Annotated in this window: 24 protein-coding genes; 14 read left to right on the top strand and 10 right to left on the bottom strand. The window is 71.4% G+C overall.

All coding sequences use genetic code 11. From position 1 onward, the window contains the following. Positions 1 to 10: 10 nt before the first annotated feature. A complete protein-coding gene (locus tag OG730_RS07895; protein ID WP_327303537.1) occupies positions 11 to 844 on the bottom strand; it encodes a TIM barrel protein in 834 nt (277 codons plus the stop codon). Between the two features lie 126 nt (positions 845 to 970). Between OG730_RS07895 and OG730_RS07890 the strand changes: the two genes are divergently transcribed. From OG730_RS07890 to OG730_RS07860, 7 genes are all read left to right on the top strand, one after another. Beyond that, complete coding sequence (locus OG730_RS07890) at positions 971 to 1,228, top strand: YkoF family thiamine-binding protein (protein ID WP_327303536.1); 258 nt, start codon at positions 971 to 973, stop codon at positions 1,226 to 1,228. Beyond that, positions 1,225 to 1,644, top strand: coding sequence for a helix-turn-helix domain-containing protein (locus OG730_RS07885; RefSeq protein ID WP_327303535.1), 420 nt, complete (start codon positions 1,225 to 1,227; stop codon positions 1,642 to 1,644). Before OG730_RS07890 ends, OG730_RS07885 begins: the two co-directional genes overlap by 4 nt. Before the next feature lie 154 nt (positions 1,645 to 1,798). Then, on the top strand, positions 1,799 to 2,314 hold the full coding sequence (gene uraD / locus OG730_RS07880) for a 2-oxo-4-hydroxy-4-carboxy-5-ureidoimidazoline decarboxylase (protein WP_327303534.1): 516 nt from the start codon (positions 1,799 to 1,801) through the stop codon (positions 2,312 to 2,314). An 8-nt stretch (positions 2,315 to 2,322) separates the two neighbouring features. Continuing rightward, positions 2,323 to 2,730: a hydroxyisourate hydrolase gene (gene uraH / locus OG730_RS07875; protein ID WP_327303533.1), complete on the top strand. Its 408-nt coding sequence runs from the start codon at positions 2,323 to 2,325 to the stop codon at positions 2,728 to 2,730. Between the two features lies 1 nt (position 2,731). Beyond that, on the top strand, positions 2,732 to 3,655 hold the full coding sequence (gene pucL, locus OG730_RS07870; RefSeq protein WP_327303532.1) for a factor-independent urate hydroxylase: 924 nt from the start codon (positions 2,732 to 2,734) through the stop codon (positions 3,653 to 3,655). Positions 3,656 to 3,865: 210 nt separating this feature from the next. Continuing rightward, complete coding sequence (locus OG730_RS07865) at positions 3,866 to 5,269, top strand: 8-oxoguanine deaminase (RefSeq protein WP_327303531.1); 1,404 nt, start codon at positions 3,866 to 3,868, stop codon at positions 5,267 to 5,269. A gap of 369 nt (positions 5,270 to 5,638) precedes the next feature. Continuing rightward, positions 5,639 to 7,045, top strand: coding sequence for a nucleobase:cation symporter-2 family protein (locus OG730_RS07860; RefSeq protein ID WP_442815182.1), 1,407 nt, complete (start codon positions 5,639 to 5,641; stop codon positions 7,043 to 7,045). A 234-nt stretch (positions 7,046 to 7,279) separates the two neighbouring features. Here OG730_RS07860 and OG730_RS07855 read toward each other — a convergent pair whose 3' ends face one another. Then, the gene (locus tag OG730_RS07855; RefSeq protein WP_327303530.1) at positions 7,280 to 8,347 is read right to left on the bottom strand and encodes an Lrp/AsnC family transcriptional regulator; all 1,068 of its coding nucleotides are present in this window, start codon (positions 8,345 to 8,347) and stop codon (positions 7,280 to 7,282) included. Between the two features lie 128 nt (positions 8,348 to 8,475). Between OG730_RS07855 and OG730_RS07850 the strand changes: the two genes are divergently transcribed. Beyond that, on the top strand, positions 8,476 to 10,611 hold the full coding sequence (locus tag OG730_RS07850; protein ID WP_327303529.1) for an ATP-binding protein: 2,136 nt from the start codon (positions 8,476 to 8,478) through the stop codon (positions 10,609 to 10,611). 26 nt (positions 10,612 to 10,637) lie between these two features. On the opposite strand, the gene OG730_RS07845 is transcribed toward OG730_RS07850, so the two are convergent. From OG730_RS07845 to OG730_RS07825, 5 genes are all read right to left on the bottom strand, one after another. Beyond that, a complete protein-coding gene (locus tag OG730_RS07845; protein ID WP_327303528.1) occupies positions 10,638 to 11,588 on the bottom strand; it encodes an MTH938/NDUFAF3 family protein in 951 nt (316 codons plus the stop codon). 141 nt (positions 11,589 to 11,729) lie between these two features. Further along, positions 11,730 to 12,914, bottom strand: coding sequence for a GDSL-type esterase/lipase family protein (locus OG730_RS07840; RefSeq protein WP_327303527.1), 1,185 nt, complete (start codon positions 12,912 to 12,914; stop codon positions 11,730 to 11,732). Positions 12,915 to 13,221: 307 nt separating this feature from the next. Continuing rightward, positions 13,222 to 14,841 (bottom strand): malate synthase A, encoded by a 1,620-nt coding sequence (gene aceB / locus OG730_RS07835; protein WP_327303526.1) that lies wholly within the window; start codon positions 14,839 to 14,841, stop codon positions 13,222 to 13,224. Positions 14,842 to 15,092: 251 nt separating this feature from the next. After that, on the bottom strand, positions 15,093 to 15,674 hold the full coding sequence (locus tag OG730_RS07830; RefSeq protein ID WP_327303525.1) for a nucleotidyltransferase family protein: 582 nt from the start codon (positions 15,672 to 15,674) through the stop codon (positions 15,093 to 15,095). Continuing rightward, the gene (locus tag OG730_RS07825) at positions 15,671 to 15,928 is read right to left on the bottom strand and encodes a hypothetical protein (RefSeq protein WP_327303524.1); all 258 of its coding nucleotides are present in this window, start codon (positions 15,926 to 15,928) and stop codon (positions 15,671 to 15,673) included. Before OG730_RS07825 ends, OG730_RS07830 begins: the two co-directional genes overlap by 4 nt. A gap of 86 nt (positions 15,929 to 16,014) precedes the next feature. Here OG730_RS07825 and yczR point away from each other — a divergent pair, with 86 nt between their 5' ends. Beyond that, positions 16,015 to 17,502, top strand: a complete 1,488-nt coding sequence (gene yczR, locus OG730_RS07820; protein WP_327303523.1) for a MocR-like transcription factor YczR — start codon at positions 16,015 to 16,017, stop codon at positions 17,500 to 17,502. Between the two features lie 19 nt (positions 17,503 to 17,521). Here yczR and OG730_RS07815 read toward each other — a convergent pair whose 3' ends face one another. Together OG730_RS07815 and OG730_RS07810 are read right to left on the bottom strand one after the other, a co-directional pair. Next, a complete protein-coding gene (locus OG730_RS07815; protein ID WP_327303522.1) occupies positions 17,522 to 18,157 on the bottom strand; it encodes a response regulator in 636 nt (211 codons plus the stop codon). Continuing rightward, on the bottom strand, positions 18,154 to 19,356 hold the full coding sequence (locus OG730_RS07810) for a sensor histidine kinase (protein WP_327303521.1): 1,203 nt from the start codon (positions 19,354 to 19,356) through the stop codon (positions 18,154 to 18,156). The genes OG730_RS07815 and OG730_RS07810 overlap by 4 nt, the downstream gene beginning before the upstream one ends. A gap of 134 nt (positions 19,357 to 19,490) precedes the next feature. On the opposite strand from OG730_RS07810, the gene OG730_RS07805 reads away from it, so the two are divergent. Both OG730_RS07805 and OG730_RS07800 read left to right on the top strand, forming a co-directional pair. Continuing rightward, positions 19,491 to 20,582: an ABC transporter permease gene (locus OG730_RS07805; protein WP_327303520.1), complete on the top strand. Its 1,092-nt coding sequence runs from the start codon at positions 19,491 to 19,493 to the stop codon at positions 20,580 to 20,582. Beyond that, complete coding sequence (locus OG730_RS07800; RefSeq protein WP_327303519.1) at positions 20,579 to 21,262, top strand: ABC transporter ATP-binding protein; 684 nt, start codon at positions 20,579 to 20,581, stop codon at positions 21,260 to 21,262. The genes OG730_RS07805 and OG730_RS07800 overlap by 4 nt, the downstream gene beginning before the upstream one ends. A 65-nt stretch (positions 21,263 to 21,327) precedes the next feature. On the opposite strand, the gene OG730_RS07795 is transcribed toward OG730_RS07800, so the two are convergent. Next, the gene (locus tag OG730_RS07795; protein WP_327303518.1) at positions 21,328 to 22,131 is read right to left on the bottom strand and encodes an IclR family transcriptional regulator; all 804 of its coding nucleotides are present in this window, start codon (positions 22,129 to 22,131) and stop codon (positions 21,328 to 21,330) included. Positions 22,132 to 22,468: 337 nt separating this feature from the next. On the opposite strand from OG730_RS07795, the gene allB reads away from it, so the two are divergent. The 3 genes from allB to OG730_RS07780 all read left to right on the top strand — a co-directional run bounded on the left by allB (position 22,469) and on the right by OG730_RS07780 (position 25,627). Further along, positions 22,469 to 23,803, top strand: a complete 1,335-nt coding sequence (gene allB / locus OG730_RS07790) for an allantoinase AllB (protein ID WP_442815181.1) — start codon at positions 22,469 to 22,471, stop codon at positions 23,801 to 23,803. A 2-nt stretch (positions 23,804 to 23,805) separates the two neighbouring features. Continuing rightward, positions 23,806 to 24,924: an allantoicase gene (gene alc / locus OG730_RS07785; protein WP_327303516.1), complete on the top strand. Its 1,119-nt coding sequence runs from the start codon at positions 23,806 to 23,808 to the stop codon at positions 24,922 to 24,924. Positions 24,925 to 25,147: 223 nt separating this feature from the next. After that, on the top strand, positions 25,148 to 25,627 hold the full coding sequence (locus OG730_RS07780; RefSeq protein ID WP_327303515.1) for a pyridoxamine 5'-phosphate oxidase family protein: 480 nt from the start codon (positions 25,148 to 25,150) through the stop codon (positions 25,625 to 25,627). Positions 25,628 to 25,636: the final 9 nt, after the last annotated feature.

Here is a 25,636-nt window from a genome sequence, read left to right as displayed (position 1 = left end):
ACTTTTCCGCTTACTTCGCGGCGCGGGCCTCGGCCGGCAGCCACGCGAAGGCGGCGGCGGCGTCGGCGGCCTTGTACTCGAGACCGACAAAGCCCTGGTAGCCGGCCTTCTGGAGCTGGTCGAGCAGCTCTTCGAGGGGCAGCTCGCCGGTGCCGGGAGCACCTCGTCCCGGCTTGTCCGCGATCTGGACGTGTCCGGTCTTGGCGGCGTACTTTTCGATGACCTCGGAGAGGTCCTCATCGTTCATCGCCAGGTGGTACAGGTCGAGCAGGAACTTGGCGTTCCCGAGGCCGGTGGCCTCGTTCACCTTGTCCACTACCTCGATGCCGGCCGGGGCGCTCACCAGGGGGTAGAGCGGCGACTCGGGCTTGTTGAGGGTCTCGATCAGGAGGATCGCGCCGACGCGGTCCGCGGCCTGAGCCGCCACGACCAGGTTCTTCAGCGCGAGCTCGTCCTGAACGGCCGGGTCCACGCCTTCGACGCGGTTGCCGTAGAGGGCGTTCAGCGCCTTGCAGCCGACCGAGGCGGCGAAGTCCGCAGCCACGTTGATGTTGGCGTTGAAGCGCTCCGACTCCTCACCGGGGACCGAAACCGCACCGCGGTCGGGACCCGGCAGCTGGCCGGCGTAGAAGTTCAGGCCCACCAGCTGGGTGCCGGCGTCCTCAAGAGCGGTCTTGAGGGCGTCGAGCTCCTCTTGAGCGGGGGTGGGGGTCTCGATCCAGGGCCACCACAGCTCGACCGCCGTGAAGCCCGCTGCGGCAGCAGCCGCGGGACGCTCCAGGAGCGGGAGTTCCGTGAAGAGGATCGAAAGATTTACATCGAAGCGCTGGTCCGTGTATCCCATGAGGGGTGTGCGCTCCTTCCGTATTGCGGAAGTTAGTTTCTGCCTGATGGAAGACTGCAAGCAGGGCGGCCCGGTTGTCAAGTGCTGCCTCCCGAAAAGTCGGGACTGCCAGGTAGCTTGAGCGTCGTGCGATTGAGAGTGGAGTTCACGACCGAGCCCTTCGATCTAGAAGAGGCCCCCGCCCATGCCGTAGCCGCTCGCGAGGTCATCCAGACGGCCCAGCTGGACGCGGTGGATGTCGGCCCGTTCGGCAACACGGCCGAGGGGGAGTCCGAGGCGGTGCTGACCGCGGTCGCCGCCCTCCTGCGGCACTCCCTGGAGGCCGGAGCCACGCGCGTCTCGCTCCAGGTCAATGTGATCGGGACCGGGGAGGACACGCCATGACCGAGCCCAGGGATCATCCGTTCGTCGCGGCGATCAAGCCGCTGGTGGACGCGATGGGCGGTGAGCTGATGGATCCGTCCCTGGCCCAGCCCGACGACGTCGTGCTCGCCTGGGAGGGTCAGGACCTGCTGGCCGTACGGCTTCCGCAGCTCTCCGACTCGCTGGACCACATCCTGGCGGCGCTGGAGCGCCGGCACGGCGTACCGTTGTCCCAGCTCGACCGGAAGTCCAAGCAGGACGTCGTACGGATACTGGAGGCGCGCGGCGCCTTCTCGGTCCGGCACGGCGTGGAAACGGTCGCTGGGGCCCTGGGCGTAAGCCGCTTCACGGTCTACAACTACCTGAACAGGGACTCAAGCACTCCGAAGGGCTCCGGTGAGGCCCCCAAAGGGGCCGCCGGGACCCACCAAGAGTGAATCCTGATTGACTCACCGTGACGAGCCGCCGCCCAATTCACCCGGGCGGCGGCTTTTGTGTACGGGAAGTTTCAACAAAGTGTTGACGCCGTGTTGTCGAGGGCGTTAGCTATGCGCAGCCCGTCAAAGCAACAACAGGCCACGGAGGCCTACCGTGACTTCGAGTCCGACCCCGGGTCTTACCCGGTTCAACGCCTTGGACGACAGCGAGGCCACGGCCGAGCTGCACGAGGTGTGTGCCAGCTCGGCATGGGGCAGCAAGCTGCTCGCCCAGCGCCCCTTCACCACCGTCGACACCCTGTTCTCCGCGAACGAGGCCGCCATGGCCGAGCTCACCGCGGAGGACCTGGGCGAGGCGATGGGCGGCCACGCGCCGATCGGCCGGCCGAAGCCGGGAGACCCGACCTCCGCCCGCGAGCAGCGCGGCATGGCCGGTGCCTCGGAGGAGCTCAAGACCGAGCTCCTCGAACTGAACCTGGCGTACCAGGAGAAGTTCGGCCACGTCTTCCTCATCTGCGCCACCGGTGCGACCGGTGAGTTCATGCGGGACGCGGTCAAGGTCCGGATCGAGAACTCGCCGGAACAGGAGCGGGAAATCGCTCGTGGCGAGCTCGTCAAGATCAACCGGATTCGCCTGACCCGTCTCGTGGAAACCGTAGAAGGAGCGTAAGACCCAGCATGAGCACTGAGACCACCGCGTCGGTGTCCACGCACATCCTGGACACCAGCATCGGAAAGCCCGCCGAAGGCGTCGCGATCTCCCTGTCGGCCCGTACGGGTCTGGGCGGCGAGTGGGCGGCCCTGGGCGGATCCGCCACCGATGTCGACGGGCGCTGCAAGGACCTGCCGGCGCTGCCGGAGGGCACCACCCACGTGCGCCTCGACTTCGAGACCGAGACGTATTTCGTGAGTAAGCACAGTTCCAAGAAGCAAGCCGCCGAGGCACAGCAGGACGCCCCCCGCGTAAGGGACAGCGGTGCGTTCTTCCCCGAGGTAACCATCACCTTCGCGGTGAACCCGGGCGAGCACTATCACGTACCGCTGCTGCTCAACCCGTTCGGCTACTCCGTTTACCGAGGGAGCTAGCATGGCCACCATTCTGGGCCAGAACCAGTACGGCAAAGCAGAGAACCGCGTAGTCAAGATCACGCGGGACGGCGACACCCACCACATCAAGGACCTGAACGTCTCGGTCGCCCTTTCCGGCGACATGGACGACGTCCACTACTCCGGCTCGAACGCCAACGTCCTGCCGACGGACACCACCAAGAACACGGTGTACGCGTTCGCCAAGGAGTACGGCATCGAGTCCGCCGAGCAGTTCGGCATCCACCTGGCGCGTTGGTTCGTCAACAGCCAGGAGCCGATCCAGAAGGCCCGCATCCGGATCGAGGAGTACTCCTGGTCCCGGATCGCGACCTCGGACGCGAACTCCAAGTTCATCGGCTCCGACGAGGTGAACCACTCCTTCGTCCGCGAGGGCATGGAGACCCGCGTCACCCAGATCACGTACGACGGCAAGAACTGGGAGGTCATCTCCGGCCTCAAGGACCTGGTCGTCATGAACTCCACGAACTCCGAGTTCTGGGGTTACGTGAAGGACAAGTACACGACGCTGAAGGAGGCCTACGACCGCATCCTGGCCACCCAGGTTTCGGCTCGCTGGCGCTTCAACTGGTCGGATGACGAGCAGCGGATGCCCAACTGGGAGAAGTCCTACGCCGAGACCCGGAAGCACATGCTCCAGGCCTTCGCGGAGACCTACTCCCTGTCGCTGCAGCAGACCCTGTACCAGATGGGTTCGCGCATCATCAACCACCGTTCGGAGATCGACGAGGTTCGCTTCTCGCTCCCGAACAAGCACCACTTCCTCGTCGACCTCGAGCCCTTCGGTCTCAAGAACGACAACGAGGTGTACTTCGCCGCGGACCGTCCCTACGGTCTGATCGAGGCGACGGTCCTCCGCGACGGCGTAGACGCCCAGATCCCCGTGGACATGACCAACCTCTGATGTGGCACGCGCGTCCCGGGGCTCCGCAGTGGCCCCGGGGCGGCGCGACACCTGTCGGTACTTTTCAACACTTTTGAACTTCCTGAATCGGCACCCGGACGCACCACACGGGGCGGCAGTACTGTCAGCTGTCAAGGCCCCCGGCTCCGGCACTCAAATCCCCTGGGTTTTGCCGTGCCCGCACCGCCACTGAAAGCACGAGGAAGTCCCATGGCAGCATCGGCAGCCAATGACAGCGCCGTAGAGCGCATCGTCATCGAAAACTGTGCGATTGCGACCGTCGACGCCAACGACACCGAGTACGCCTCGGGTCACGTGGTGCTCGCCGGTAACAAGATCGAGTTCGTCGGTGCGGGCAAGGCCCCCGCGAACCTCGAGAACGTCGTCCGCCGCATCGACGGCACCGGGCACCTCGTGACCCCCGGTCTGGTCAACACGCACCACCACTTCTACCAGTGGATCACGCGTGGTCTGGCCACCGACCACAACCTCTTCAACTGGCTGGTCGCGCTGTACCCGACGTGGGCGCGCATCGACGAGCAGATGACGTTCACGGCCGCGCAGGGCTCCCTCGCCGCGATGGCCAAGGGTGGCGTCACCACCGCGATGGACCACCACTACGTCTTCCCCAAGGGCTCGGGCGACCTCTCCGGGTCGATCATCCGCGCCGCGTCCGAGATGGGCGTCCGCTTCACCCTCGCCCGCGGCTCCATGGACCGCAGCGAGAAGGACGGCGGCCTGCCGCCGGACCACGCGGTCGAGACCCTCGAAGGTGCCCTCGCGGACACCGAGGCGACCGTGAAGAAGTACCACGACGCCTCCTTCGACGCGATGACCCAGGTCGCCGTCGCCCCCTGCTCCCCCTTCTCGGTCTCCACCGAGCTGCTGAAGCAGGGCGCCGAGATGGCCCGCCGCCTGGGTGTGCGCATGCACACGCACGGCTCGGAGACCGTCGAGGAAGAGCAGTTCTGCAAGGAACTGTTCGGCATGGGCCCGACCGACTACTTCGAGTCGACCGGCTGGCTCGGCGAGGACGTGTGGATGGCGCACAGCGTCCACATGAACGACTCCGACATCGCCGCGTTCGCCCGTACCAAGACCGGTGTCGCGCACTGCCCGTCCTCCAACGCCCGTCTGGCCGCCGGCATCGCCCGCGTCCCGGACATGCTCGCCGCCGGTGTCCCGGTCGGCCTCGGCGTGGACGGCACCGCCTCCAACGAGTCCGGTGAGCTGCACACCGAGCTGCGCAACGCGCTGCTGATCAACCGCCTGAACCCGGTCCACCGCGAGCGTGCGCTCAACGCCCGTCAGGCCCTGCGCCTCGGTACCTTCGGTGGAGCCCAGGTCCTCGGCCGCGCCTCGAACATCGGTTCGCTGGAGGTCGGCAAGTGCGCCGACCTGGTGCTCTGGAACCTGAACACCCTCCTGCACTCCTCGATCGCCGACCCGGTCACGGCGCTGGTCTTCGGTGCGGCGGCCCCGGTCACCGCGTCGTTCGTCAACGGCAAGCAGATCGTCGAGAACAACCGTCTGCTCTTCGCCGACGAGGACGCCATCGCGGTGTCCACGCGCGAAGAGGCCCAGCGCCTGGCGCGGATCTCCGCGCAGGCCTGATCCCACGGAGTCCGGCCGGGGGGGACGGCCCCCGGCCGGCGGCCGCGGACCCGAGCGGGGTCCGCGGCAGCTGTTCCCGGGTAGCGCCCGAGGTTTTTCCGAGGGCGCCCCGGGAGCGGTGAATCGTGCCACCGGCCCCGCGGCTCGTGTACCGCGCCACTGCTACGGCACCTCCAGCCCTCTTTGACTTCCTTACCGGCGGCCCTCTGCCGCCCTTGCGTGGAACGACTCGGGCGAATCGTTTCCGCACCCCTTGGGACAAGCATTCGCAGCACCACAACTCCATACAGGCTCGACTCGCACAGCTTTCGCATCACCTCCCAGACACATCACGTCCCTGCCGGCGTGTTAAACAGTTCGGAGGAAGCCGTGGCCCAGGCGCCCAGGTTTCGCAAAGACGCAGTCGCAGTACCGCAGGTCTCGCAGGACCCGGGGGGAAAGCACCCGGTCGACGAGACCCTGCCACCGCTGAAAATGTTCACCAGCGGTCTCCAGCACGTGGCCGCCATGTACGCGGGTGTCGTGGCCCCGCCCATGATCGTCGGCCCGGCCGTGGGCCTCTCCGCCACCGAGACCGCCTTCCTGATGGGGGCCTCCCTCTTCACCGCGGGGCTCGCCACCCTCCTCCAGACCCTCGGGTTCTGGAAGATCGGCGCCAAACTCCCCTTCGTCAACGGCGTTTCCTTCGCCGGCGTGACCCCGATGATCGCCATCGGCAAGGGCGAGGGCGACAACGCCATCCCGATCATCTTCGGCGCGATCATCGTCGCCGGAGTCCTCGGTTTCTTCGCCGCCCCGTACTTCGGAAAACTGGTGCGGTTCTTCCCGCCGGTCGTCACCGGTACGGTCATCACCCTCATCGGCGTCTCGCTGCTGCCCGTGGCCTTCAACTGGTCGCAGGGCGGGAACAGTCACGCCACCGACTACGGCTCGATGAAGAACATCGCCATGGCCGCCGTCACCCTCGCGATCGTCCTGCTGATGCGCAAGTTCCTGCGCGGCTTCCTCCAGCAGATCTCCATCCTGCTCGGCCTGGTCGCCGGCACGCTCATAGCGCTGCCGATGGGCATGACGAACTTCGACGCCGTCAGGAACGCCGACTTCGTGGGCTTCCCGACGCCGTTCCACTTCGGGGCGCCGCAGTTCCAGGTCGCCGCCATCATCTCCATGTGCATCGTGATGCTGGTGTGCATGACCGAGTCCACCGCCGACATCCTCGCGCTGGGCAAGATCGTCGGCCGCCCGGCGGACGCGAAGACCATCGAGGGCGGCCTGCGCGCCGACACCCTGGGCAGCGCGCTCAGCCCGCTGTTCAACGGGTTCATGTGCAGCGCCTTCGCGCAGAACATCGGTCTGGTCGCCATGACCAAGGTCCGCAGCCGGTTCGTCGTCGCGGCCGGCGGCGGCATCCTGATCCTGCTGGGCCTGTGTTCCATCGCCGCCTCCGTCATCGGAGTCGTACCGCTGCCGGTCCTCGGCGGCGCGGGCATCGTCCTCTTCGGCTCGGTGGCCGCCAGCGGCATCCAGACCCTGGCCGGCGCGGCCATGGAGAAGGGCGAGAACGCCCTGATCGTCGCCGCCTCCCTCGGCATCGGCCTGATCCCGATCGCGGCCCCCGGCTTCTACCACGCCTTCCCGGAGGACCTGTTGGTCGTCCTGGACTCCGGCATCAGCACCGGCTGCGTCGTGGCCATCGTGCTGAACCTGGCCTTCAACCACCTCGGTGCCAAGAAGGGCGCGGCCTCGGCCGCCCCGGATCCGGTACTGGTGCACTGACCGGGCTGGTCCCGGCCCCGGTCGGCGTGCGGTGAGCGGGCTCTGCCCGGCCCGTGCGCGGGATACGGCGGTGCGTACGTCACCCACTGCGGGGTTGGCGTCCGCACCGCCGTACGCGTTTCGGTGCGGTGGGGTGCGGGCTGGCTTCGGCCGAGGATCCCGGGGCTCCGCCCCGGACCCCGCGCCTCAAACGCCGGCGAGGCTGGATTCGCCCCCCGATCCCCGTCGAGCGGCTCAGGCCGTGTCGGTGGAAACCGGGGCCGACCAGATGTCCGGGATGACCGTGCGCACGCGGTGGCCGCGGCGGTCCAGTTCCTGGGCCTCCGTCTTGCGGACCTGGAGGGCCACCGCCGAGTCGGTGACGCGCAGGCCCGGCAGCCGCCGGGTGAGCTCCGCCGTGTAGCGGGACAGGTCCTCCACCGTGCGCAGCCGGGCGCTGATCATGAAGTTCCAGGGGCCGCTGACGGACATGCAGATACGGGTCTCGCGCAGCCCCGCGGCCACCGCCGCGCAGTCGGCGAGCTCGAATTCGGAGGCCTCCGCCCACAGCGTCGCCGAGACCGGCCATCCCGACAGCCCGGAGGCCAGCGCGCAGCTGTAGCGCAGGCTCTGCCCGCCCTCCAGCCGCGCGAGGCGGCGCCGTACGGTCGTCTCGCTCATCGCGAACTCCCGGGCCAGCGAGGCCACGGTGCGCCGCGCGTCCGAGGCCAGGGCCAGGACCAGCGGCCGGTCCTCCGCCTGGAGCGGCGCCACCGCCGGCCGGTCCTGGGCCGCGGAAGCCGGCCGCCGGGTCCGCCGGGTCCGCCGGGTCAGCAGGCCTATCTGACCCGGGGTCAGCTGGTCCAGGCGCCAGCGGTCGGGGGCGTAGTGCACCGCCGTCACCATCGAGGTGCGGGTGCCGACCACGCCCGGGATTCGCTGCACCCGGGAGGACAGGTAGGAGTACAGCGTCGGCAGGTCGGGTACGGCCACGAAGACGAGCAGGTCCCTGCTCCCGGTGGTGTGTTCGACCCCCAGGGCGTGCGGATCCGCGACGAGCGCGTCCCCCACCGAGGGCGAGGTGCCCGCGGTGCACGTGACCTCCACCCACGCCATGCAGGGCTTCGTGACGCCGGTGCGCAGGCCGAGTCCGCTCAGCCACGCCTCGCCGGACCCGGTGAGCCGCTCCCAGCGGCGCGCCAGGGTGTCCGGGCGGGCGCCGAGCACCGGACCCAGCAGCTCCCAGCTCGCGCGGGGTGCGAGCTGGAGCGCGTGGACGAGTGCCCGGTCCGTGTCGTCGATGGCGGAAATGGCCGAGTTCATACCCTCCCCTTGGTGGTTCTCCCGGTCGGTGGCGGAACAACGGGATGATGAGCCGATCATCTCTCTTTGTGCGTTCAACTGTTGACCACATGACGGTGCGCACGTTTCGGACATTCGCGGGAGGACGTGTGGGGGAGGCCGGCTCGGGCGTGCGGCAGGCGGTGCCCGCCGAATTGTCGAGCTTCATCGGGCGGGAGCGGGAGCTCACGACCCTCGCCTCCCTGCTCGCCACGGAACGCCTGGTCACACTCACCGGACCGGCCGGCATCGGCAAGACCCGGCTCGCGGTGCGCACGGTCCGCACCCTGGGCGACAGCGAGGGCCTGGACGTCGTCTGGGCGGACCTCGCGGCACTGCCCGAGCGGTGCTGGGAAGGTCTCGCGGCGGAGCTCGCCGAACGGCTCGCGGGGCGTGCGGCGCTGCTCGTGCTCGACGGCTGCGAACAGCTGGGGGAGGCCGGAGCGGGGCTCGCGGCCGAACTGCTGCGGCTGCCGGGGCTACGGATTCTGGCCACCTCGCAGCGGCGGCTGCGGATCGCGGGGGAGGCGGTGCTCGCCGTACCGCCCCTGTCGGTGCCGACCGCGCCCTCCGTGCAGCCGCTGGCCCCGGCGCCGCCGGTCCCGCCGGGGCACGGTCAGCCCGAGCCCGCGCGGCGGTTCCCGGTCGCCGACGTCGCCGGCTACGCGGCCGTACGCCTCTTCGAGGAGCGGGCGCGCGGCGCGGACCCCTTCTTCGAGCTGACCGACCGCAACGCGGCCGCCGTGGCCGCGCTGTGCCGGGCGCTCGACGGGATCCCCGGCGCACTGGAGCTCGCGGCGGGGCGCTCGCACCAGTACGCGCCCGCGCAGGCGCTCCGCAGACTCGGCTCCGACCCGCTGGGCTTCCTCGCGGGCGGCGCCGGCCGCAGCACCCGGGGCGACGCGGAGCGCTCGCTCCGGCTGGCCTCGCCCGCCGAACGCCTGCTCTGGGAGCGGCTCTCCGTCTTCGCCGGATCCTTCGACCGGGCGGCCGTCGCCGAGGTCTGCGGTTTCGGGGCACTGACCCCGGACACCGCCGTCGAGGCGCTGCTCCGGCTGGCCCCGGGCCTGCTCGCGGACGCCGGTCAGGGCCGCTACCGGCTACCGCTGTCCGTACGGGCGTACGCGGCCCGGCGGCTCGCGCACGGACCCGCCGGGGACGGCGCGACGACGGCCCGGCGCCACCGCGAACGCTCCCGGGTGGTGGCGGAGCGGGCCGCGCGGCTGTGGCGCGCCGGCGCGCAGCGGGAGGCGCGCGCCCTCGCGCTGCGGGAACTTCCCGAGCTGCGCGCGGCGATGAACCCGCTCGCAGCGGGAGGGCCGGGCGCGGCCCTGGAGATCGCGGTGTCCCTGTGGTTCCTGTGGACCGCCTGCGGGATGGCCGCGGAGGGGCGCCGGCACGTGGAACGGGCCCTGGCCGTGCATCCCGCGCCCCGGCCCGCCCGGGCGCTGTGGCTCGCGGCCTGGCTGGTCGCCGCGTTCGGGGAGTCGGACGGGGCGGATCCGCTGCTGGTGGAGGCGTGGACCGCGGCCGTGTACGAGGGGGAGGACACCTGCCTGGCGTACCTCGCGCACCTGCGCGGGACGATCGCGCTGTGGGAGGGCCGGTACGAGGCCGCCGCGGAGGAATACCGGGAGGGCCTGGAACTCCTGCCGGTGGATCCCGGGTTCGGCCCCGGCCGGCACGCCCTGCGGGCCGCACACACCCTGGCGGTCGCCCGTACGGACCCGGCCGCGGTCCCGGTCGAGGAGGACCCGCGGGACGGCCGGCCGGGCGGCTCGCAGGGCGGCTCACCGGACGGCTCGCAGGGCGGCTCACCGGAAGACTCGCAGGGCGGCTCACCGGAAGCCGCACAGCGCGGCCCGCGGGACTCCCCGGCCCCGGGCGATCTGTGGGCCCGCTCCTGGCTGAGCTACGCCCACGCCCTGGTGCAGCGCCACGCGGGCCGCCCGGCACGGGCCCGGGGCGAGCTGCTGAGCGCGCTGCGGACCCAGTTCGCACTGGACGACACGCTCGGGCAGGCCTTCTCGGTGGAGCTCCTCGCCGAACTGGAGGCGGACCAGGGCCGCTACGCCGAAGCCGCCCGCCTCCTCGGCGCGGTCTCCCGCACCCGCCCGCGCGCGGCCCCGGCCCCCCGCGTCCAGCACACGGTCCGCACCCGCCTCACCCCGCAGGCCTTCCGCGCGGCCTATACCTCCGGCGCCCGCACCCCGCTGCGCGAACTCCTGCCGGAGCTGCCCGGCTGAGGGGCGCGGTCCACGGGGTCGCCCCCTCAGCAGGTCGAGTGGAAGAGCCCGCCCACGCGCTCGGTGGCGGCCAGCCGGTTGTAGAGCGCGACCGCGGCGGTCGTCTCCTCGACGTGCACCTCCACCCCGGCGTCCCGGAGCATCCGCAGCGCGTCCGGCATGGCGCCGAGCCGCAGCTCCATCCCGCGGCTGAGGACGACCACCGTGCAGCCCCGGTCGAGGAGTTCGGCCACGTCGGCGGGCTGGATGCCGGGCTCGTGCCGGGTGCCGTGCTCGCCCCAGTCCCAGGAGCGGCCACCACCCGGGTACAGCACGAAGTCCTTCCCGGCCGGGAGGCCCTCCACCTCCATGCGGCCCCAGTCGAGATGCGTGACCAGAGGGGAGCGGACGGGCGCCACCCACGCCATCAGGTTGCTCATCAGCTCGGCCTGCTCGACCGCGTCGTCCAGCGCGTGATGGGTGTGCGGCCGCCGGGAGAGCAGCTCGCTCGGCATGCGTCCCTTGACGGCGGCGCGGAGCGGGACCCGGGCCTTGGCCGCGTAGAGGGTCTTCATGTCCAGGCAGCCCGAGTGGCCGAAGGGGCTGTCGCCGCCGAAGTTCATCAGGTACCAGTACAGGAAGGTCCAGTCGAAGGAGGCCGGGTACGCGCACATCACCGGCTGGGCCCCCGCCGAGACCGCCCGCACCCACGCGCGGAACTCCGCCATGGCGGCGGCCGGTTCGGCGCCCTCGCGCAGCAGCCGGTCCCGGTCCAGGCCGCTGACCGCGAGCGCCTCCGGCACGAACGCCTCGCTGATCGGCCGCAACTCCCGGTAGAAGGTGTCCCGTTCCGGATCGGCGGCGGTATACGAAGCCCCGTCCTGCCGCCCCGCCACGGCGGCCCCGAAGCTGATCATCGAGTACGGCCCGGGGATGGGTCCGTCGGCCTCGATATCGACCGAGATGTAGAGACTGGGACGCGCGCCGCGGACTGTCATGGCCGCGAGCATGCCACTCCACGACCGGGACGATCACCTGATTTCCCGTCGGTCCTCGACGAGTCCGCCCGGTACCGCACCCCGCCGCGGCGAGGCAGCAAGGGCCCGGCCGCGACGGATCAGCACTGCGGACCTGCGGACCTACGGGGCCGGGGTCAGGTACATCCCGCTCTGGTCGGCCCCCGCGGTGTTCTTGCAGCCGAACCCGCCGCCCGCCGGCTGCGCCACGACCAGCGCCAGGCAGCGACCGGCCGCGAGCTGTCCGAAGTAGTTCGGGTGCATCGACTCCTGGACGAGCCCCTGCGTCTCGCTGCTGTCGATCCAGCGCGCCCACTCGCTCGTCTTCGCCGAGGCCGGCGCCGCGGTGGTCACCTGCTTGCTCGCCTTCGCGCAGACCTCGCGGCCCTGCATCATGTCCTTCAGGTCCAGGAACTGGACGCCCTTCGCCGCGGCGACCGCCTTCAGCCGACCGGCGATCTGCGGCACGAGCGAGTCCCGCGCCCAGTCGGAGTCCCTGTTCCAGAAGGGACACCCGCCGGTGTTGAGCCGGCTCCAGTCGCTCTGGGTGTACCGGTTCTCCGCGCCGCGCGGGATCGGCGAGGGGTAGGACTGCAGCACGATCCGGTACGAGGAGTCGGCGTAGCCGGCGCCGCGCATGACCGCCCGCACCTCGTCCAGGGACTTGGCGACATCGGCCATCACCCCGTCGATCTTCGCGTTCACCCCCTCCTGCTGGTCGTCGTAGCAGTAGGAGCCCCACAGCACGAAGTCGTACGCGCACTCCTTGATGATGTCGGCGAAGCCGAGGTCGTTGCCGCCGATGGACAGTGCGATGACCTTGACGTTGTTGCTCGCGGCCACGGCGGCGAGCTGATCGGCCTGCGGGGCCTCGCCCTTGAAGGCGACACCGCCGTTGGAGGCGCGGAACACGTTCTGCGAGACCGCCCCGGAGCAGGCCAGGTTGATCGCGACATCGGCGAGGGGACCGGCGCTCTTCACCTCGGCGGAGTCCGACCGGTGGCAGCCGCCCGCGGTGGCCCCGTAGACCTTGGCGGGGTCGTAGCTGCTGCCGCTGACCCAGGCCCGGTCGGTGCCGGTCCGGTTCCCGCTGTTGGTCAGGCTGTTGCCCTTCCAGCGGCCGGCCTCACCGGAGATGTAGCTGTCGCCGAGGGACACCACGGCCGTGGGCCCGCTCCCCGGCCCGGCCACGGCCGTCCCGGCCCCTCCGGCGACCAGGGCCCCGGCGCCGAGCGCCGCCGCCATCCCGATCCCGGCCAGTCGTCGCACCCGACGGGCCCGGTCCATGCTGTCGTTGCGCAATCCCATCACTGCGGAACTCCTGCGGTCGGCCATGCGCAATCCCGGAACAACTCCGGCGCATGGCGGGGTAAGTGGGGGTTACCTCCGGCCGGTGGCAATCGGAAAGGTGTCACCCCGTGCGTTGTTACCGCTAGGTACAGGCAAGTTACGAACAAGTAACAACCGATCGGTCGTTCGGTGAGAGGTGACCTCCGCATGTCGACCGCCCACCGCCCGGACGCACGACAGCGCCCCCGGAGCCGGAAGGGCTTCGGGGGCGCTGTCATACCGCTGGGGTTTTCGGCTGCTGTGCGATTCAGCCGAAGACGGGGTGTCAGCCGACGAGCTGGTCGTACGCGGGGAGGGTGAGGAAGTCCGCGTAGTCGGCGTCGAGGGAGACCTGGAGCAGGAGGTCGTGGGCCTGCTGCCACTTGCCGGAGGTGAAGGCCTCCTCGCCGACCTCGGCGCGGATCGCGGCGAGTTCGGCGGCCGCGACCTCGCGGGCGAGGTCGGCGGTGGCGAGCTTGCCGTTCTCGAAGACCACGCCGGCGTTGATCCACTGCCAGATCTGCGAGCGCGAGATCTCGGCGGTGGCGGCGTCCTCCATCAGACCGAAGATGCCGACGGCGCCGAGGCCGCGCAGCCACGCCTCGATGTAGCGGATGCCGACCTGGACGGCGTTGCGCAGACCGTCGTACGTGGGCTTCGCGTCCAGGGAGTCGATCGCGATGAGCTCGCCGGCGGCGACGTGGACGTCCTCGCGGAGGCGGTCCTTCTGGTTGGGCTTCTCGCCCAGGACGGCGTCGAAGGAGGCCATCGCGATCGGGACCAGGTCGGGGTGGGCGACCCAGGAGCCGTCGAAGCCGTCGCCGGCCTCGCGGTCCTTGTCGGCCTTGACCTTCTCGAAGGCGACCTTGTTGATCTCGGCGTCCTTGCGGGACGGGATGAAGGCCGCCATGCCGCCGATGGCGTGCGCGCCGCGCTTGTGGCAGGTCTTGACGAGGAGTTCGGTGTACGCCCGCATGAAGGGGGCGGTCATCGTCACCGCGTTGCGGTCCGGCAGGACGAACTTCTCGCCGCCGTCACGGAAGTTCTTGACGATGGAGAAGAGGTAGTCCCAGCGGCCGGCGTTCAGGCCCGCCGCGTGGTCCCGCAGCTCGAAGAGGATCTCGTCCATCTCGTACGCGGCCGTGATCGTCTCGATCAGGACGGTCGCGCGGACGGTGCCCTGCGGGATGCCGACGTAGTCCTGGGCGAAGACGAAGATCTCGTTCCAGAGGCGTGCCTCCAGGTGGGACTCGGTCTTCGGCAGGTAGAAGTACGGGCCCTTGCCGAGCTCGATCAGGCGCTTGGCGTTGTGGAAGAAGTACAGGCCGAAGTCGACCAGGGAGCCGGAGGCCGGGCCGCCCTCGAACTGCAGGTGGCGCTCCTCCAGGTGCCAGCCGCGGGGGCGCATCACGACGGTGGCGAGCTCCTCGGCGGGCTTGAGGGCGTAGGCCTTGCCGGTGCGGGCGTCGGTGAAGTCGATGCGGCGCTCGTAGGCGTCGATCAGGTTGAGCTGGCCGAGGACCACGTTCTCCCAGGTGGGAGCCGAGGCGTCCTCGAAGTCTGCGAGCCAGACCTTGGCGCCCGAGTTCAGGGCGTTGATGGTCATCTTGCGGTCCGTCGGACCGGTGATCTCCACACGGCGGTCGTTCAGCGCGGCCGGGGCCGGCGCCACCTTCCAGTCGCCCTCGCGGACCTGTGCGGTGTCCGGGAGGAAGTCGAGCGTGGAAGTGCGGGCGATCTCGGCGCGGCGCACGGCGCGGCGGGCGAGGAGCTCGGCGCGGCGGGGGGCGAACCGCCGGTGGAGCTCCGCGACGAAGGCGAGAGCCGCGTCGGTGAGGACCTCGTCCTGCCGGGGCAGGGGCTCGGCGTCGACGATGGCCAGCGATGACGGCGCTGGTGCGGACATATCTGTCACTCCTTCAGCGGCGGTGCCTGGCGGCCGCGGGGAATGCTCGCGCTGGACGGCACGCAGTGCCGTCGGGTGTGGAGAGTTCCGGGATACGGTCGCGGGCGCCGTCTGGGGGTTCAGGGCGCTTCTGACCAGTGGATAGTAATTTCCTCATGGTGGAAGTTCAATGGTTTGTTGATGTCGAGATTCTCAGAGTCGACAGATTCCGCTCCACCGTGGCCCTCAGTGCCATCGTGGTCACAGCCCGCTCAGGCGAGTCGTGCCAGGTCGGGCGGGGTGTCGATGTCGAAGGCCTCCGCGACGTCCCCGCACTCGACCAGGGTGAGCTCCGTCGCGTACTTCGTCAGGTGCGTCCGCGCGCCCTTGTCGCCCGTGGCCGTCGCCACGATGTCCGGCCAGCGGTCCGCCCCGAACAGCACCGGGTGCCCGCGCTCGCCGTCGTAGGCCGCCGCGACCAGGCTCGCCGGGGAGCGGTAGGCGGCCCGGACCCGGGCCACCGCCTCCGGGCCGATGCCCGGCTGGTCCACCAGGGAGACCAGGGCCGCGCGGGCGCCCGTACCGGCCAGCGAGGCGAGGCCGACGCGCAGGGAGGAGCCCATGCCCTCGGCCCAGTCCGGGTTGTCGCTCACCACGCAGCCGCTCAGGTCGGCCCGCTCGCGCACCTCGGCCGCGGAGGCGCCGAGCACCACGTGCAGCGGGCCGCAGCCGGCCTCGCGCAGGACCCGTACGGCGTTCTCCACCAGCGGGCGGCCCCGGTAGGCCAGCAGGGCCTTCGGGCGGCCGCCGAGGCGCCGGCCGCCGCCGGCCGCGAGCAGGAGACCGGCGATCACCGGGGGAGCGGAGCCGCCGGCTGCCGCCGCTTGGTGCTGGTGTCCGAGCTGGTGCTCGTGCTGGCGCTCGTGCTCGTGTCGGTGCTGATCCGGTGCGCTGCTGCTGTGGGGTGACATGTCACCGATTCTCGCTCGCGCCACAGGAGGCGCCGCACGGCGGCCAGCGCGGGCCCCAGGCGCAGGGGATCGGCGATCCGGTTCTCGGCGGCGGCGAGCAGGGCCCGTTCGTCACGGTCGGTGAGCCTCGTCAACATTGCGTACTCCTTGCCAATCGGCGGCCAATACAGCGATTCTGGACCTGGATTGGCCTGGCAGGCAGAGCCAATCAGGGGAGGTTGGCATGGCAAACGGGCGAGTGGTCCAGACGGCGGACAGAACGATCGGCAGCCGCCAGCTCGCGGCCCTGCTCCCGGCGGAGGTACGGGCCCGCCCCGGGTACCGGGCCCTGGCCGACGCCGTCCGCACCCTGATCCTCGACGGCCGGATCGCCCTGCACGTGCGGCTGCCCGCCGAACGCGAACTCGCCGAGGCGGTCGGCGCCAGCCGGGCCACCGTCACCGGCGCCTACGACCTCCTGCGCGAGAGCGGCTACGTCCGCAGCCGCCGCGGTTCCGGCACCTGGACCGAGCTCCCCGAAGGACACCGGCCGGTCGGCGCGCACGCCATCGTCGGCGCCGGCGGCTACCAGGCCGACGGCGACCCCGGCATCGACCTCGCCATCGCCGCCATGGGCGCCGCCGAGGACACCCTCACCGACGCCGTGGCCTGGGCCGCGCCCAGGCTCCCGGCCTTCGCCCGCAGCCCCGGCTACCACCCCTTCGGGCTGCCCGACCTGCGGACCGCCATCGCGGAGCGGTTCACCCGCCGGGGACTGGCGACCCGCCCGGAGCAGATCCTCGTCACCGCGGGCGCGCAGCAGGCCTTCGCCCTGGTGGTGAGCCTGCTGTGCCGGCCCGGCGACCGGGTGATGACCGAGAACCCGACCTACGCCAACGCCCTGGACGCCCTGCGCCACGCGCGGCTGCGCACCGGGTCGATCGCGGTCTCCGACGCGGGCTGGGACCTGGAGATCGCCGAGTCCGCGCTGCGCCAGACCGTGCCGAGGCTCGCCTACGTGATCCCCGACTTCCACAACCCGACGGGCGCGCTGATGCCGGAGGAGCAGCGGCTGCGCCTGCTGGAGGCGACCCGGCGGACCGGGACCTGGCTGGTGGTCGACGAGACCATCGCCGACATCGCGCTCGACGTGCCCGCGCCCGCCCCGACGGCCTCGCTCGCGCCGCGCGGCGGGGCCGATCACGTGGTGACCATCGGCTCGCTGAGCAAGACCCACTGGGGCGGGCTGCGGGTCGGGTGGATCCGGGCCACCGCCAAGATGATCACGGAGCTGACGGCGGTACGGGTGGCGGTCGACATGACCGGCTCGGTCCTGGACCAGCTGGTGGCGCTCCCGCTGCTGGAAGGCCTGGAGCGGACCCTGCCCGCGCGGCTGGAGCAGGTGCGCGGGCAGCGGGCGGCACTGATCGCCTCGCTGGAGCGGCACACCCCGGAATGGTCCTGGCAGGTGCCGCCGGGCGGACTCTCGCTCTGGGTCGACCTGGGCGAGCCGGTCAGCTCCGCGCTGGCGGACCGGGCCGCGGCGGCCGGCGTCAACATCGGCCGGGGCGCGCGCTTCGGAGTGGACCCCGGAACCTTCGAACACCGGCTGCGCATCCCGTACACGCTCCCGGCGCAGTGGCTGGACGAGGGCGTACGAAGACTGGCGGAGGCCTTCCACGGAGGCGTGCCGCTGCCTTCGGCGGTGGAGCGGCCGTACTGGGTGGCGTAGCCGCGCTGAAAGGCCTTGCCTACGGCGTCCGGATCAGGCGGCGGGTCGCCGCCGCGGCTACTGCCGAGGTGCGGGAGTCGACGCCCAGTTTCGCGTAGATGTGGACCAGGTGGGATTTGACCGTGGCCTGGCTCAGGAAGAGCTGTTTGGAGATCTGCTGGTTCGACAGGCCGTCCGCGACCAGTTGGAGGACCTCCAGCTCCCGCTTGGTCAGGGCCTCCGCCGGGGTCCGCATGCGGTCCATCAGGCGCAGCGCCACCGCCGGGGCCAGCGCCGACTGGCCGGCCGCCGCGGTGCGGACCGCCGCCGCCAGTTCCTCCGGCGGGGCGTCCTTGAGGAGGTAGCCCGAAGCACCCGCCTCCACCGCCGCCAGGATGTCCGCGTCGGTGTCGTACGTGGTCAGGACCAGGACCCGGGGGGACGGGGACCCGGCCGTGATCAGGGCCGTGGCCGCCGAGCCGTGCATGCCGCCGCCGGGGCCGAACTGGAGGTCCATCAGGACCACGTCGACCCCGGCGGAGGCGGCCAGCTCCACCGCGCGTTCCGCCGTCGCCGCCTCCGCCACCACTTCGAAGTCCGGCTCCGTGTCCAGCACCGCGCGCAGCCCGGCCCGGACCACCGGGTGGTCGTCGGCGAGGAGCAGCCGGATGGTCATGACAGGGCCTCCGCGGGCAGGGGAAGGGTGACGGCCACGGCGGTGCCCTGGCCGGGGGCGGATTCGACCGTGAACAGGCCGCTGAGCGTCTCGGCGCGCGAGCGCATCGCGGGCAGTCCGAAGCCGCCCTCGCCGGAGGGCGCGGACGTGGGGTCGAAGCCCTTGCCGTCGTCGACGATGTCCAGGGTCACCGAGGAGTCCATGAAGGTCAGGGTGATCTCGGCGCGCCCGGCCCCCGCGTGCCGCACCACATTGGCCAGCGCGGACTGCGCGATCCGCAGCAGCGCCACCTCATAGGGCGTGGGGAGGGGGCGCGGGGTGCCGCTCAGGGAGAAGCGGACCCGGGGGCCCGGCGCTCCCGAGCACAGTCGTTCCAGCGCGGCCGGCAGGGACCCGTGCTCCAGGTCCGGAGGCGTGAGGGCCCGTACGAAGCGACGCGCCTCGGCGAGGTTCTCCTGCGCGGCCTCCCGGGCCCGGCCGATGTGCGGAAGGGCCGCCGAGTCCTCGGGCAGGCTGCGCTCCGCGGCCCGCAGGAGCAGCTGGATGGAGGACAGGCCCTGGGCGAGGGTGTCGTGGATCTCCCGGGCCAGGCGCTCCCGCTCCGCCAGGATCCCGGCGCCCCGTTCGGCCGCGGCCAGCTCGGCCCGGGTCGTGATGAGCTCCTCGATCAGCTCGCGGCGCCGCTCGCTCTCCCGGTACAGCGCCTGGTAGCCCAGTACGGTCGCCACCGCCACGGCGCCGCCCAGCAGCGGCCCGAGGAAAGCCCCCGGGGTCACCGCGCTGCTGTGCGCCAGGAAGCCCCCGATCGCCGCGGCCGCCGTCGCCGCGACGGCCGCCACGCCCCAGCGCAGCCGCAGCAGGTGCAGCTCCAGGAAGTACAGCGGGAAGGCGATCCACAGCCCGTCGGGGGAGACCACCAGCAGCGCGGCCCAGGCGGCGCACAATCCCGCCAGCCACACCGCCCCGGCGCGCGCCGAGCTGTGCACCACGGGGGTCCGTACGCCCGCGACGTACACGGCGGCCAGGAGCGCGCAGGCCGCGACCACCCAGCCCGCGCGCGGCGCGGAGTCGGCGACGGCCCGCCCGGCGGCGAGGGCGAGCAGGCCGAAGAGCAGGGCGTGCAGGCACAGCCGCAGGACGCGGGAGACCGGGGTGAGGGTGCGGACACCGGGCGTGGGGGGCGAGGGGGGAGCAGTCATGGCCTGACCAGCGTAAGTCCGGGTCCGGGCGCCCCGGTCAACCAAAGGATTGATGTCTTCGTGCGCCCTTCGATACGAGGATCCCTACTGTGGCGCGATGCCTTGTGTCCACGCGGAAGACCAAGGTGGGGAACATGTTCGTCGCATGGAGAGATCTACGGTTCGCGAAGGGCCGCTTCGCCCTGATGGGCTCGGTGGTCCTGCTGATCACGCTGCTGGTCGGCCTGTTGTCCGGGCTCACCGCGGGACTGGCCCGGGAGAACATCTCGGCCATCACCGGCCTGCCCGCCACCACCCGCCTCGCGTTCGCCGCGCCCACCGGGGACCAGAAGGTCTCCTTCACCAACTCCCAGGTGCCCGAGAAGGCCTGGCTGGCCTGGCGGGAGCAGCCCGGGGTCACCTCGGCGCAGCCGCTGGGCATCCGCACCACCAACGTCGTCTCGGGTGAGCGCACGGCGGGCGTGTCCGTCTTCGGCGTGGACCCGGCGGGCTCCCTCGCGCCGTGGGGGAGCGGGCTCGCCCAGGGGCAGGTGGTCCTCACCGAGAAGGCCGCCAAGGAGCTCGGCGGCCTGACCGCCGGATCCAAGCTCAGGATCGGCCAGGTCGAGATGACCGTGGCCGCCGTCTCCGGCACCGCCGCCTACAGCCACACCCCGGTCGTCTGGATGGACCTCAACGACTGGCAGCGCGTCGGGAACCCCGGCACCTCCATCGACACCCTGGCCACCGTCGTGGCCCTGGACGGCAAGGGCGGAGTCGACTGGGCGGCCGGCGACAAGGCCACCGCCACCAAGGCGCAGACCGTCGACGAGGCCCTGAGCGCGATCGGCTCCTACACCTCCGAGAACGGCTCGCTCCAGCTGATGCGCGGGTTCCTCTTCGCCATCTCGGCCCTCGTCATAGGGGCCTTCTTCACGGTGTGGACCATCCAGCGCAGCGGGGACATCGCGGTGCTGAAGGCGCTGGGCGCCTCCACCCCGTACCTGCTCAAGGACGCCCTCGGGCAGGCGGTGGTGATGCTGGCGCTCGGCACCGGCGCCGGCACCGCGCTCGCGGCCGGGTTCGGAGCCCTGATCAGCGGCGGTGACGTGCCCTTCGTGCTCGACGCCGCCACCGTGCTGGTCCCGGCCGCCGTCATGATCGCGCTCGGCGCACTGGGCGCCGCCCTGTCCATCCGGCGGATCACCGCCGTAGACCCCCTGACCGCTCTCGGGAGCGCCCGATGACCCTGCTCGTGCACGACGTGACCCTCACCTACCCGGACGGCGACGGCCGCCTCACGGCGCTGGACGCGGTCGGGCTGGAGGTGCCCGCCGGCACCCTGACGGCGGTGGTCGGTCCCTCCGGTTCCGGGAAGTCGAGCCTGCTGGCGGTCGCCGCCACCCTGGTCACGCCCGACAGCGGCCGGGTGGTCGTGGCGGGGCAGGACGCCTCGGAGCTCGGCCCGGGGGAGAAGGCGACGCTGCGCCGGGAGAAGATCGGCATCGTCTTCCAGCAGCCGAACCTGCTGGCCTCGCTCACCGCCGCCGAACAGCTCCAGGTCATGGCCCACCTCTCGGGCCGCCCCGCGCGGGCCGTACGGGGGCGGGCCCTGGAGCTGCTGGACGCGGTGGGGCTGGCCGACAAGGCCGACAAGCGGCCGCACCAGCTCTCCGGGGGGCAGCGCCAGCGGATCAACATCGCCCGCGCCCTGATGAACGAGCCCGCCGTGCTCCTGGTCGACGAGCCCACCAGCGCCCTCGACCACGAGCGCGGCGCCGCGATCCTGGACCTGCTGGTCACGCTCACCCGGGAGCGCTCCACCGCCACCGTGCTGGTCACCCACGACCACGCCCACCTGGAGCGCATGGACCGCACCACGACGATGACCGACGGCCGCCTCACCGAGGTGGTCCCGGCCGCGTAGGGCGTACGGCAAAGGCCCCGGCCCCCTTCGAGGGGGCCGGGGCCTTTGCCGTACGGGCGGCTCGCCTACGCCGGGTTCTGGCTCTGCAGGGCCACCGACAGCTCGGCCGCGACACCCTGGAGGATCGGCACGAAGGACTCGGCCACGGCCTCGGTCACCCGGCCGGCCGGGCCGGAGATGGAGATCGCGGCGGCGGTCGGCGAGTTCGGCACGGAGACCGCCAGGCAGCGGACTCCTATCTCCTGCTCGTTGTCGTCGACCGCGTAGCCCACCCGCCGGACGACCTCCAGGGCGTCCAGGAAGCCCTCGGGGGTGGTGATGGTCTTCTCGGTCGCGGCCGGCATCCCGGTGCGCGCGAGCAGGGCCCGTACCTCGTCCGCGGGGGTGTAGGCGAGCAGCGCCTTGCCCACGCCGGTGGAGTGCGGCAGCACCCGGCGGCCGACCTCGGTGAACATGCGCATCGAGTGCTTGGACGGCACCTGGGCGACGTAGACGATCTCGTCCCCGTCGAGCAGGGCCATGTTCGCGGTCTCGCCGGTCTCCTCGACCAGGCGCGCCAGGTAGGGGCGGGCCCAGGTGCCCAGCAGCCGCGACGCGGACTCGCCGAGGCGGATCAGCCGGGGTCCGAGGGAGTACCGTCGGTTGGGCTGCTGCCGGACGTAGCCGCACGCCACGAGGGTGCGCATGAGGCGATGGATGGTGGGCAGCGGCAGACCGCTGGCGGCGGAGAGCTCGCTGAGGCCGACCTCGCCACCGGCATCGGCCATGCGTTCGAGGAGATCGAAGGCGCGCTCGAGGGACTGGACGCCACCGCTGGCGGCGGTGGGCTTGGTGGAGGCGTCGGTGGTGCTGGCGCTGGACGTCGGCACGGGCGCGGTCCTTTCGGTGCTGGCAGGCAAGCAAGCAGCCTACCGGTCGGTCTGCGTCGGCCCTAGAGCCGGGGCGATGCCGTCCTCGCCGGTCAGAGGTGGTTTGTCCTGGTGGCGGAGGTCCCCGGGAAGTTACCGGTCCGGTTCCTGGTGGTGGTAGCTACATTCTGCATAGCGAAATCTTAATTCCATCCTGTGGAAACCTCCAATTGCGATACGCCGCCGTCAGTGGTCCGTCCGGGCGCTCTTGACTGGTTCCGGATCGACGTGAAGACTCCGTCAACAGAACGTTGAATTTCGCTCTGTGGAAGTAGATGGGGAGGTTCCGGTGTCCGACCTGGCTGTGGAACTGGTACTGCGCTCGACGCGCGTCATCACCCCCGAGGGGACGCGTGCCGCTTCGGTGGCCGTCGCCGGCGGGAAGATCGCGGCCGTGCTGCCGTACGAGGCCGACGTACCGGCCGGTGCCCGGCTGGAGGACTTCGGCGACGACGTGCTCCTCCCCGGCCTGGTCGACACCCACGTCCACGTGAACGACCCCGGTCGTACCGAGTGGGAAGGCTTCTGGACGGCCACCCGCGCCGCCGCGGCCGGTGGCATCACCACCATCCTCGACATGCCGCTCAACTCGCTGCCGCCGACCACCACGACCGCCAACCTTGTGGTCAAGCAGGATGTGGCCCGGGCCAAGGCGCACGTGGACGTCGGCTTCTGGGGCGGTGCGCTGCCGGACAACGTCAAGGACCTGCGCCCGCTGCACGACGCCGGAGTCTTCGGCTTCAAGTGCTTCCTGTCGCCCTCCGGCGTGGATGAGTTCCCGCTCCTCGACCAGGAGCAGCTGGCCGCCTCGCTCGCCGAGATCACCGGCTTCGGCGGCCTGCTGATCGTGCACGCCGAGGACCCGCACCACCTGGAGTCCGCGCCGCAGAACGCCGGCCCCAAGTACGCCGACTTCCTGGCCTCCCGCCCCCAGGACGCCGAGAACACCGCGATCCAGAACCTGATCGACCAGGCGAAGCGACTCAACGCGCGCGTCCACGTCCTGCACCTGTCCTCCGCCTCCGCGCTGCCGCTGATCGCCGCGGCCAAGGCCGAGGGCGTGCGGATCACCGTCGAGTCCTGCCCGCACTTCCTCACCCTGACGGCCGAGGAAGTCCCGGACGGCGCCACCGAGTTCAAGTGCTGCCCGCCCATCCGCGAGTCCGCGAACCAGGACGTCCTGTGGGACGCGCTCGCCGACGGCACGATCGACTGCATCGTCTCCGACCACTCGCCCTCCACCGCGGACCTCAAGACCGGCGACTTCGCCACCGCGTGGGGCGGCATCTCCTCCCTCCAACTGGGCCTTCCGGCCATCTGGACCGAGGCGAAGAAGCGCGGCCGCACCCTCGAGGACGTCGTCCGCTGGATGTCCGCCGCCCCGGCCGCCCTCGCCGGTCTGGCGAGCAAGGGCGCGATCGAGGCCGGCCGCGACGCCGACTTCGCCGTCCTGGCCCCCGAAGAGACCTTCACCGTGGACCCGGCCCACCTGCACCACCGCAACCAGGTCACGGCGTACGCGGGCAAGACCCTGCACGGCGTCGTGAAGTCCACCTGGCTGCGCGGAACGCAGATCGCCGACCACGGCACCCCGTCCGAGCCCACCGGCCGACTCCTTGAAAGGCAGAACTGACAGTGGCGATTGAATCCTTCACCGGCAACGCGAACCCGTACGGAGGCGGCGACCCGTACGCGGACTACCGCAGCGCGGACTTCCCGTTCACCCAGTACGCGAACCTCGCCGCCCGTGAACTCGGCGCCGGTGTCATCGAGGCCAACGACGAGTTCTTCGCCCAGCGCGAGAACCTGCTGATCTCCGAGGCCGCGCACTTCGACCCCGAGGACTTCGGCCACAAGGGCAAGGTCATGGACGGCTGGGAGACCCGCCGCCGCCGCGGCATCTCCGCCACCCAGCCCTGGCCGACCCCCGAGGACCACGACTGGGCGCTCGTCCGCCTGGGCGCCCCCGGCGTCATCCGCGGCATCGTCGTGGACACCGCCCACTTCCGCGGCAACATGCCGCAGGCCGTCTCCGTAGAGGCCACCAACTGGGAGGGCGCCCTCGCGCCGACCCCGGCGGAGCTCCAGGGCGACGACATCAAGTGGACGACCATCGTCGCCCGCACCCCCGTCGGCGGCCACGCGGCCAACGGCTTCGAGATCGACGTGGAGCAGCGCTTCACGCACCTGCGCGTCAACCAGCACCCCGACGGCGGCATCGCCCGCCTGCGCGTCTACGGCGAGGTCGTCCCCGACCCCAAGTGGCTCGCGGCGCTCGGCTCCTTCGACGTGGTGGCCCTGGAGAACGGCGGCTCCGTCCAGGACGCCTCCAACCGCTTCTACTCCCCGCCGACCAACACCATCAACCCGGGCCGCTCCCGCAAGATGGACGACGGCTGGGAGACCGCCCGTCGCCGTGACAACGGCAACGACTGGATCCGCTACCAGCTCGTCGCCGAGTCCGAGATCCGCGCCGTCGAGATCGACACCGCGTACCTCAAGGGCAACTCGGCCGGCTGGGCCTCGCTGTCGATCAAGACGGGCGAGGAGGGCGAGTGGACCGAGTTCCTGCCGCGCACCCGCCTGCAGCCCGACACCAACCACCGCTTCGTGCTCGACGCCCCGGCGGTCGGCACGCACGTGCGCATCGACATCTTCCCGGACGGCGGCTTCTCCCGCCTGCGCCTCTTCGGTGCGCTGACGGAGGCCGGCACCGCCGCGCACACCGCCCGTCACCAGGAGCTGGGCGGCTGACGCCACCCTCGTGACCGCCCCGGGGGCCGACACCCCCGGGGCATGCGCGAACACCCCGCAGGGGCGCACCGTTTCGACGGCGCGCCCCTGCGGCGTTCGTGTGCGTGCGGGGTTCGCGCCCCCAAGGGCCTTGTGCGCATGCGTTGTTGCCCCCGCGGGGCGTGCGGAACGCCCGGCCCGCTAGCCTGCCGCTACAGCGGACGGCGGACACCCGGGGGCCACGATGACGCAGAGCACGCCGCAGAGCACGACCCAGAGCACGCCACGCACGACGGAGCAGCGGCGCAAGGACGCGCTGGCCCGCTTCGAGAGCGACATCGACGTCTGGGTCGCCACCGCCGACGCCACGGGCGTCGCCTGTCTCGTGCCCCTCTCCTTCCGGTGGGACGGCGAGAGCTTCCTGATGTCGACCGGGCGCACCCTGCCCACCGGCCGCAACCTCGCGGCGAGCGGCCGTGTGCGCCTCGCCTTCGGCGCGACCCGCGACGTGGTCCTCGTGGAGGGCGCCGTGACCCGGCTGGAGGCGGCGGAGCTGGCGCCCGGCGAGATCGAGGCCTTCGCGGCGCACTCCGGCTTCGACCCGAGCAGCCTGAAGACGCCCTATCCGTACTTCCGGGTCACGCCCGTGTGGATCCAGGCCTGGCGCGAGGCGGACGAGATCGCCGGACGCGACCTGATGAAGGACGGCCGCTGGCTGCCCTGACGGCCTACG

Origin of the sequence: Streptomyces sp. NBC_01298, assembly GCF_035978755.1 — a bacterium.
GTDB lineage: Bacteria > Actinomycetota > Actinomycetes > Streptomycetales > Streptomycetaceae > Streptomyces.
Note: the sequence above shows the minus strand (reverse complement) of the source record. Positions and strands in the feature narration are given on the sequence as shown.

Bases quoted from the DNA above. Each gene is read 5' to 3' on its own strand.
- OG730_RS07865 (WP_327303531.1), top strand. From the start codon at position 3,866: ATGGCAGCATCGGCAGCCAATGACAGCGCCGTAGAGCGCATCGTCATC.
- OG730_RS07840 (WP_327303527.1), bottom strand. From the start codon at position 12,914: ATGGGATTGCGCAACGACAGCATGGACCGGGCCCGTCGGGTGCGACGA.
- OG730_RS07845 (WP_327303528.1), bottom strand. From the start codon at position 11,588: ATGACAGTCCGCGGCGCGCGTCCCAGTCTCTACATCTCGGTCGATATC.
- OG730_RS07805 (WP_327303520.1), top strand. From the start codon at position 19,491: ATGTTCGTCGCATGGAGAGATCTACGGTTCGCGAAGGGCCGCTTCGCC.
- OG730_RS07810 (WP_327303521.1), bottom strand. From the start codon at position 19,356: ATGACTGCTCCCCCCTCGCCCCCCACGCCCGGTGTCCGCACCCTCACC.
- OG730_RS07825 (WP_327303524.1), bottom strand. From the start codon at position 15,928: ATGTTGACGAGGCTCACCGACCGTGACGAACGGGCCCTGCTCGCCGCC.
- yczR (WP_327303523.1), top strand. From the start codon at position 16,015: ATGGCAAACGGGCGAGTGGTCCAGACGGCGGACAGAACGATCGGCAGC.
- OG730_RS07815 (WP_327303522.1), bottom strand. From the start codon at position 18,157: ATGACCATCCGGCTGCTCCTCGCCGACGACCACCCGGTGGTCCGGGCC.
- OG730_RS07800 (WP_327303519.1), top strand. From the start codon at position 20,579: ATGACCCTGCTCGTGCACGACGTGACCCTCACCTACCCGGACGGCGAC.
- aceB (WP_327303526.1), bottom strand. From the start codon at position 14,841: ATGTCCGCACCAGCGCCGTCATCGCTGGCCATCGTCGACGCCGAGCCC.
- OG730_RS07895 (WP_327303537.1), bottom strand. From the start codon at position 844: ATGGGATACACGGACCAGCGCTTCGATGTAAATCTTTCGATCCTCTTC.
- uraH (WP_327303533.1), top strand. From the start codon at position 2,323: ATGAGCACTGAGACCACCGCGTCGGTGTCCACGCACATCCTGGACACC.
- pucL (WP_327303532.1), top strand. From the start codon at position 2,732: ATGGCCACCATTCTGGGCCAGAACCAGTACGGCAAAGCAGAGAACCGC.
- OG730_RS07885 (WP_327303535.1), top strand. From the start codon at position 1,225: ATGACCGAGCCCAGGGATCATCCGTTCGTCGCGGCGATCAAGCCGCTG.
- OG730_RS07855 (WP_327303530.1), bottom strand. From the start codon at position 8,347: ATGAACTCGGCCATTTCCGCCATCGACGACACGGACCGGGCACTCGTC.
- OG730_RS07780 (WP_327303515.1), top strand. From the start codon at position 25,148: ATGACGCAGAGCACGCCGCAGAGCACGACCCAGAGCACGCCACGCACG.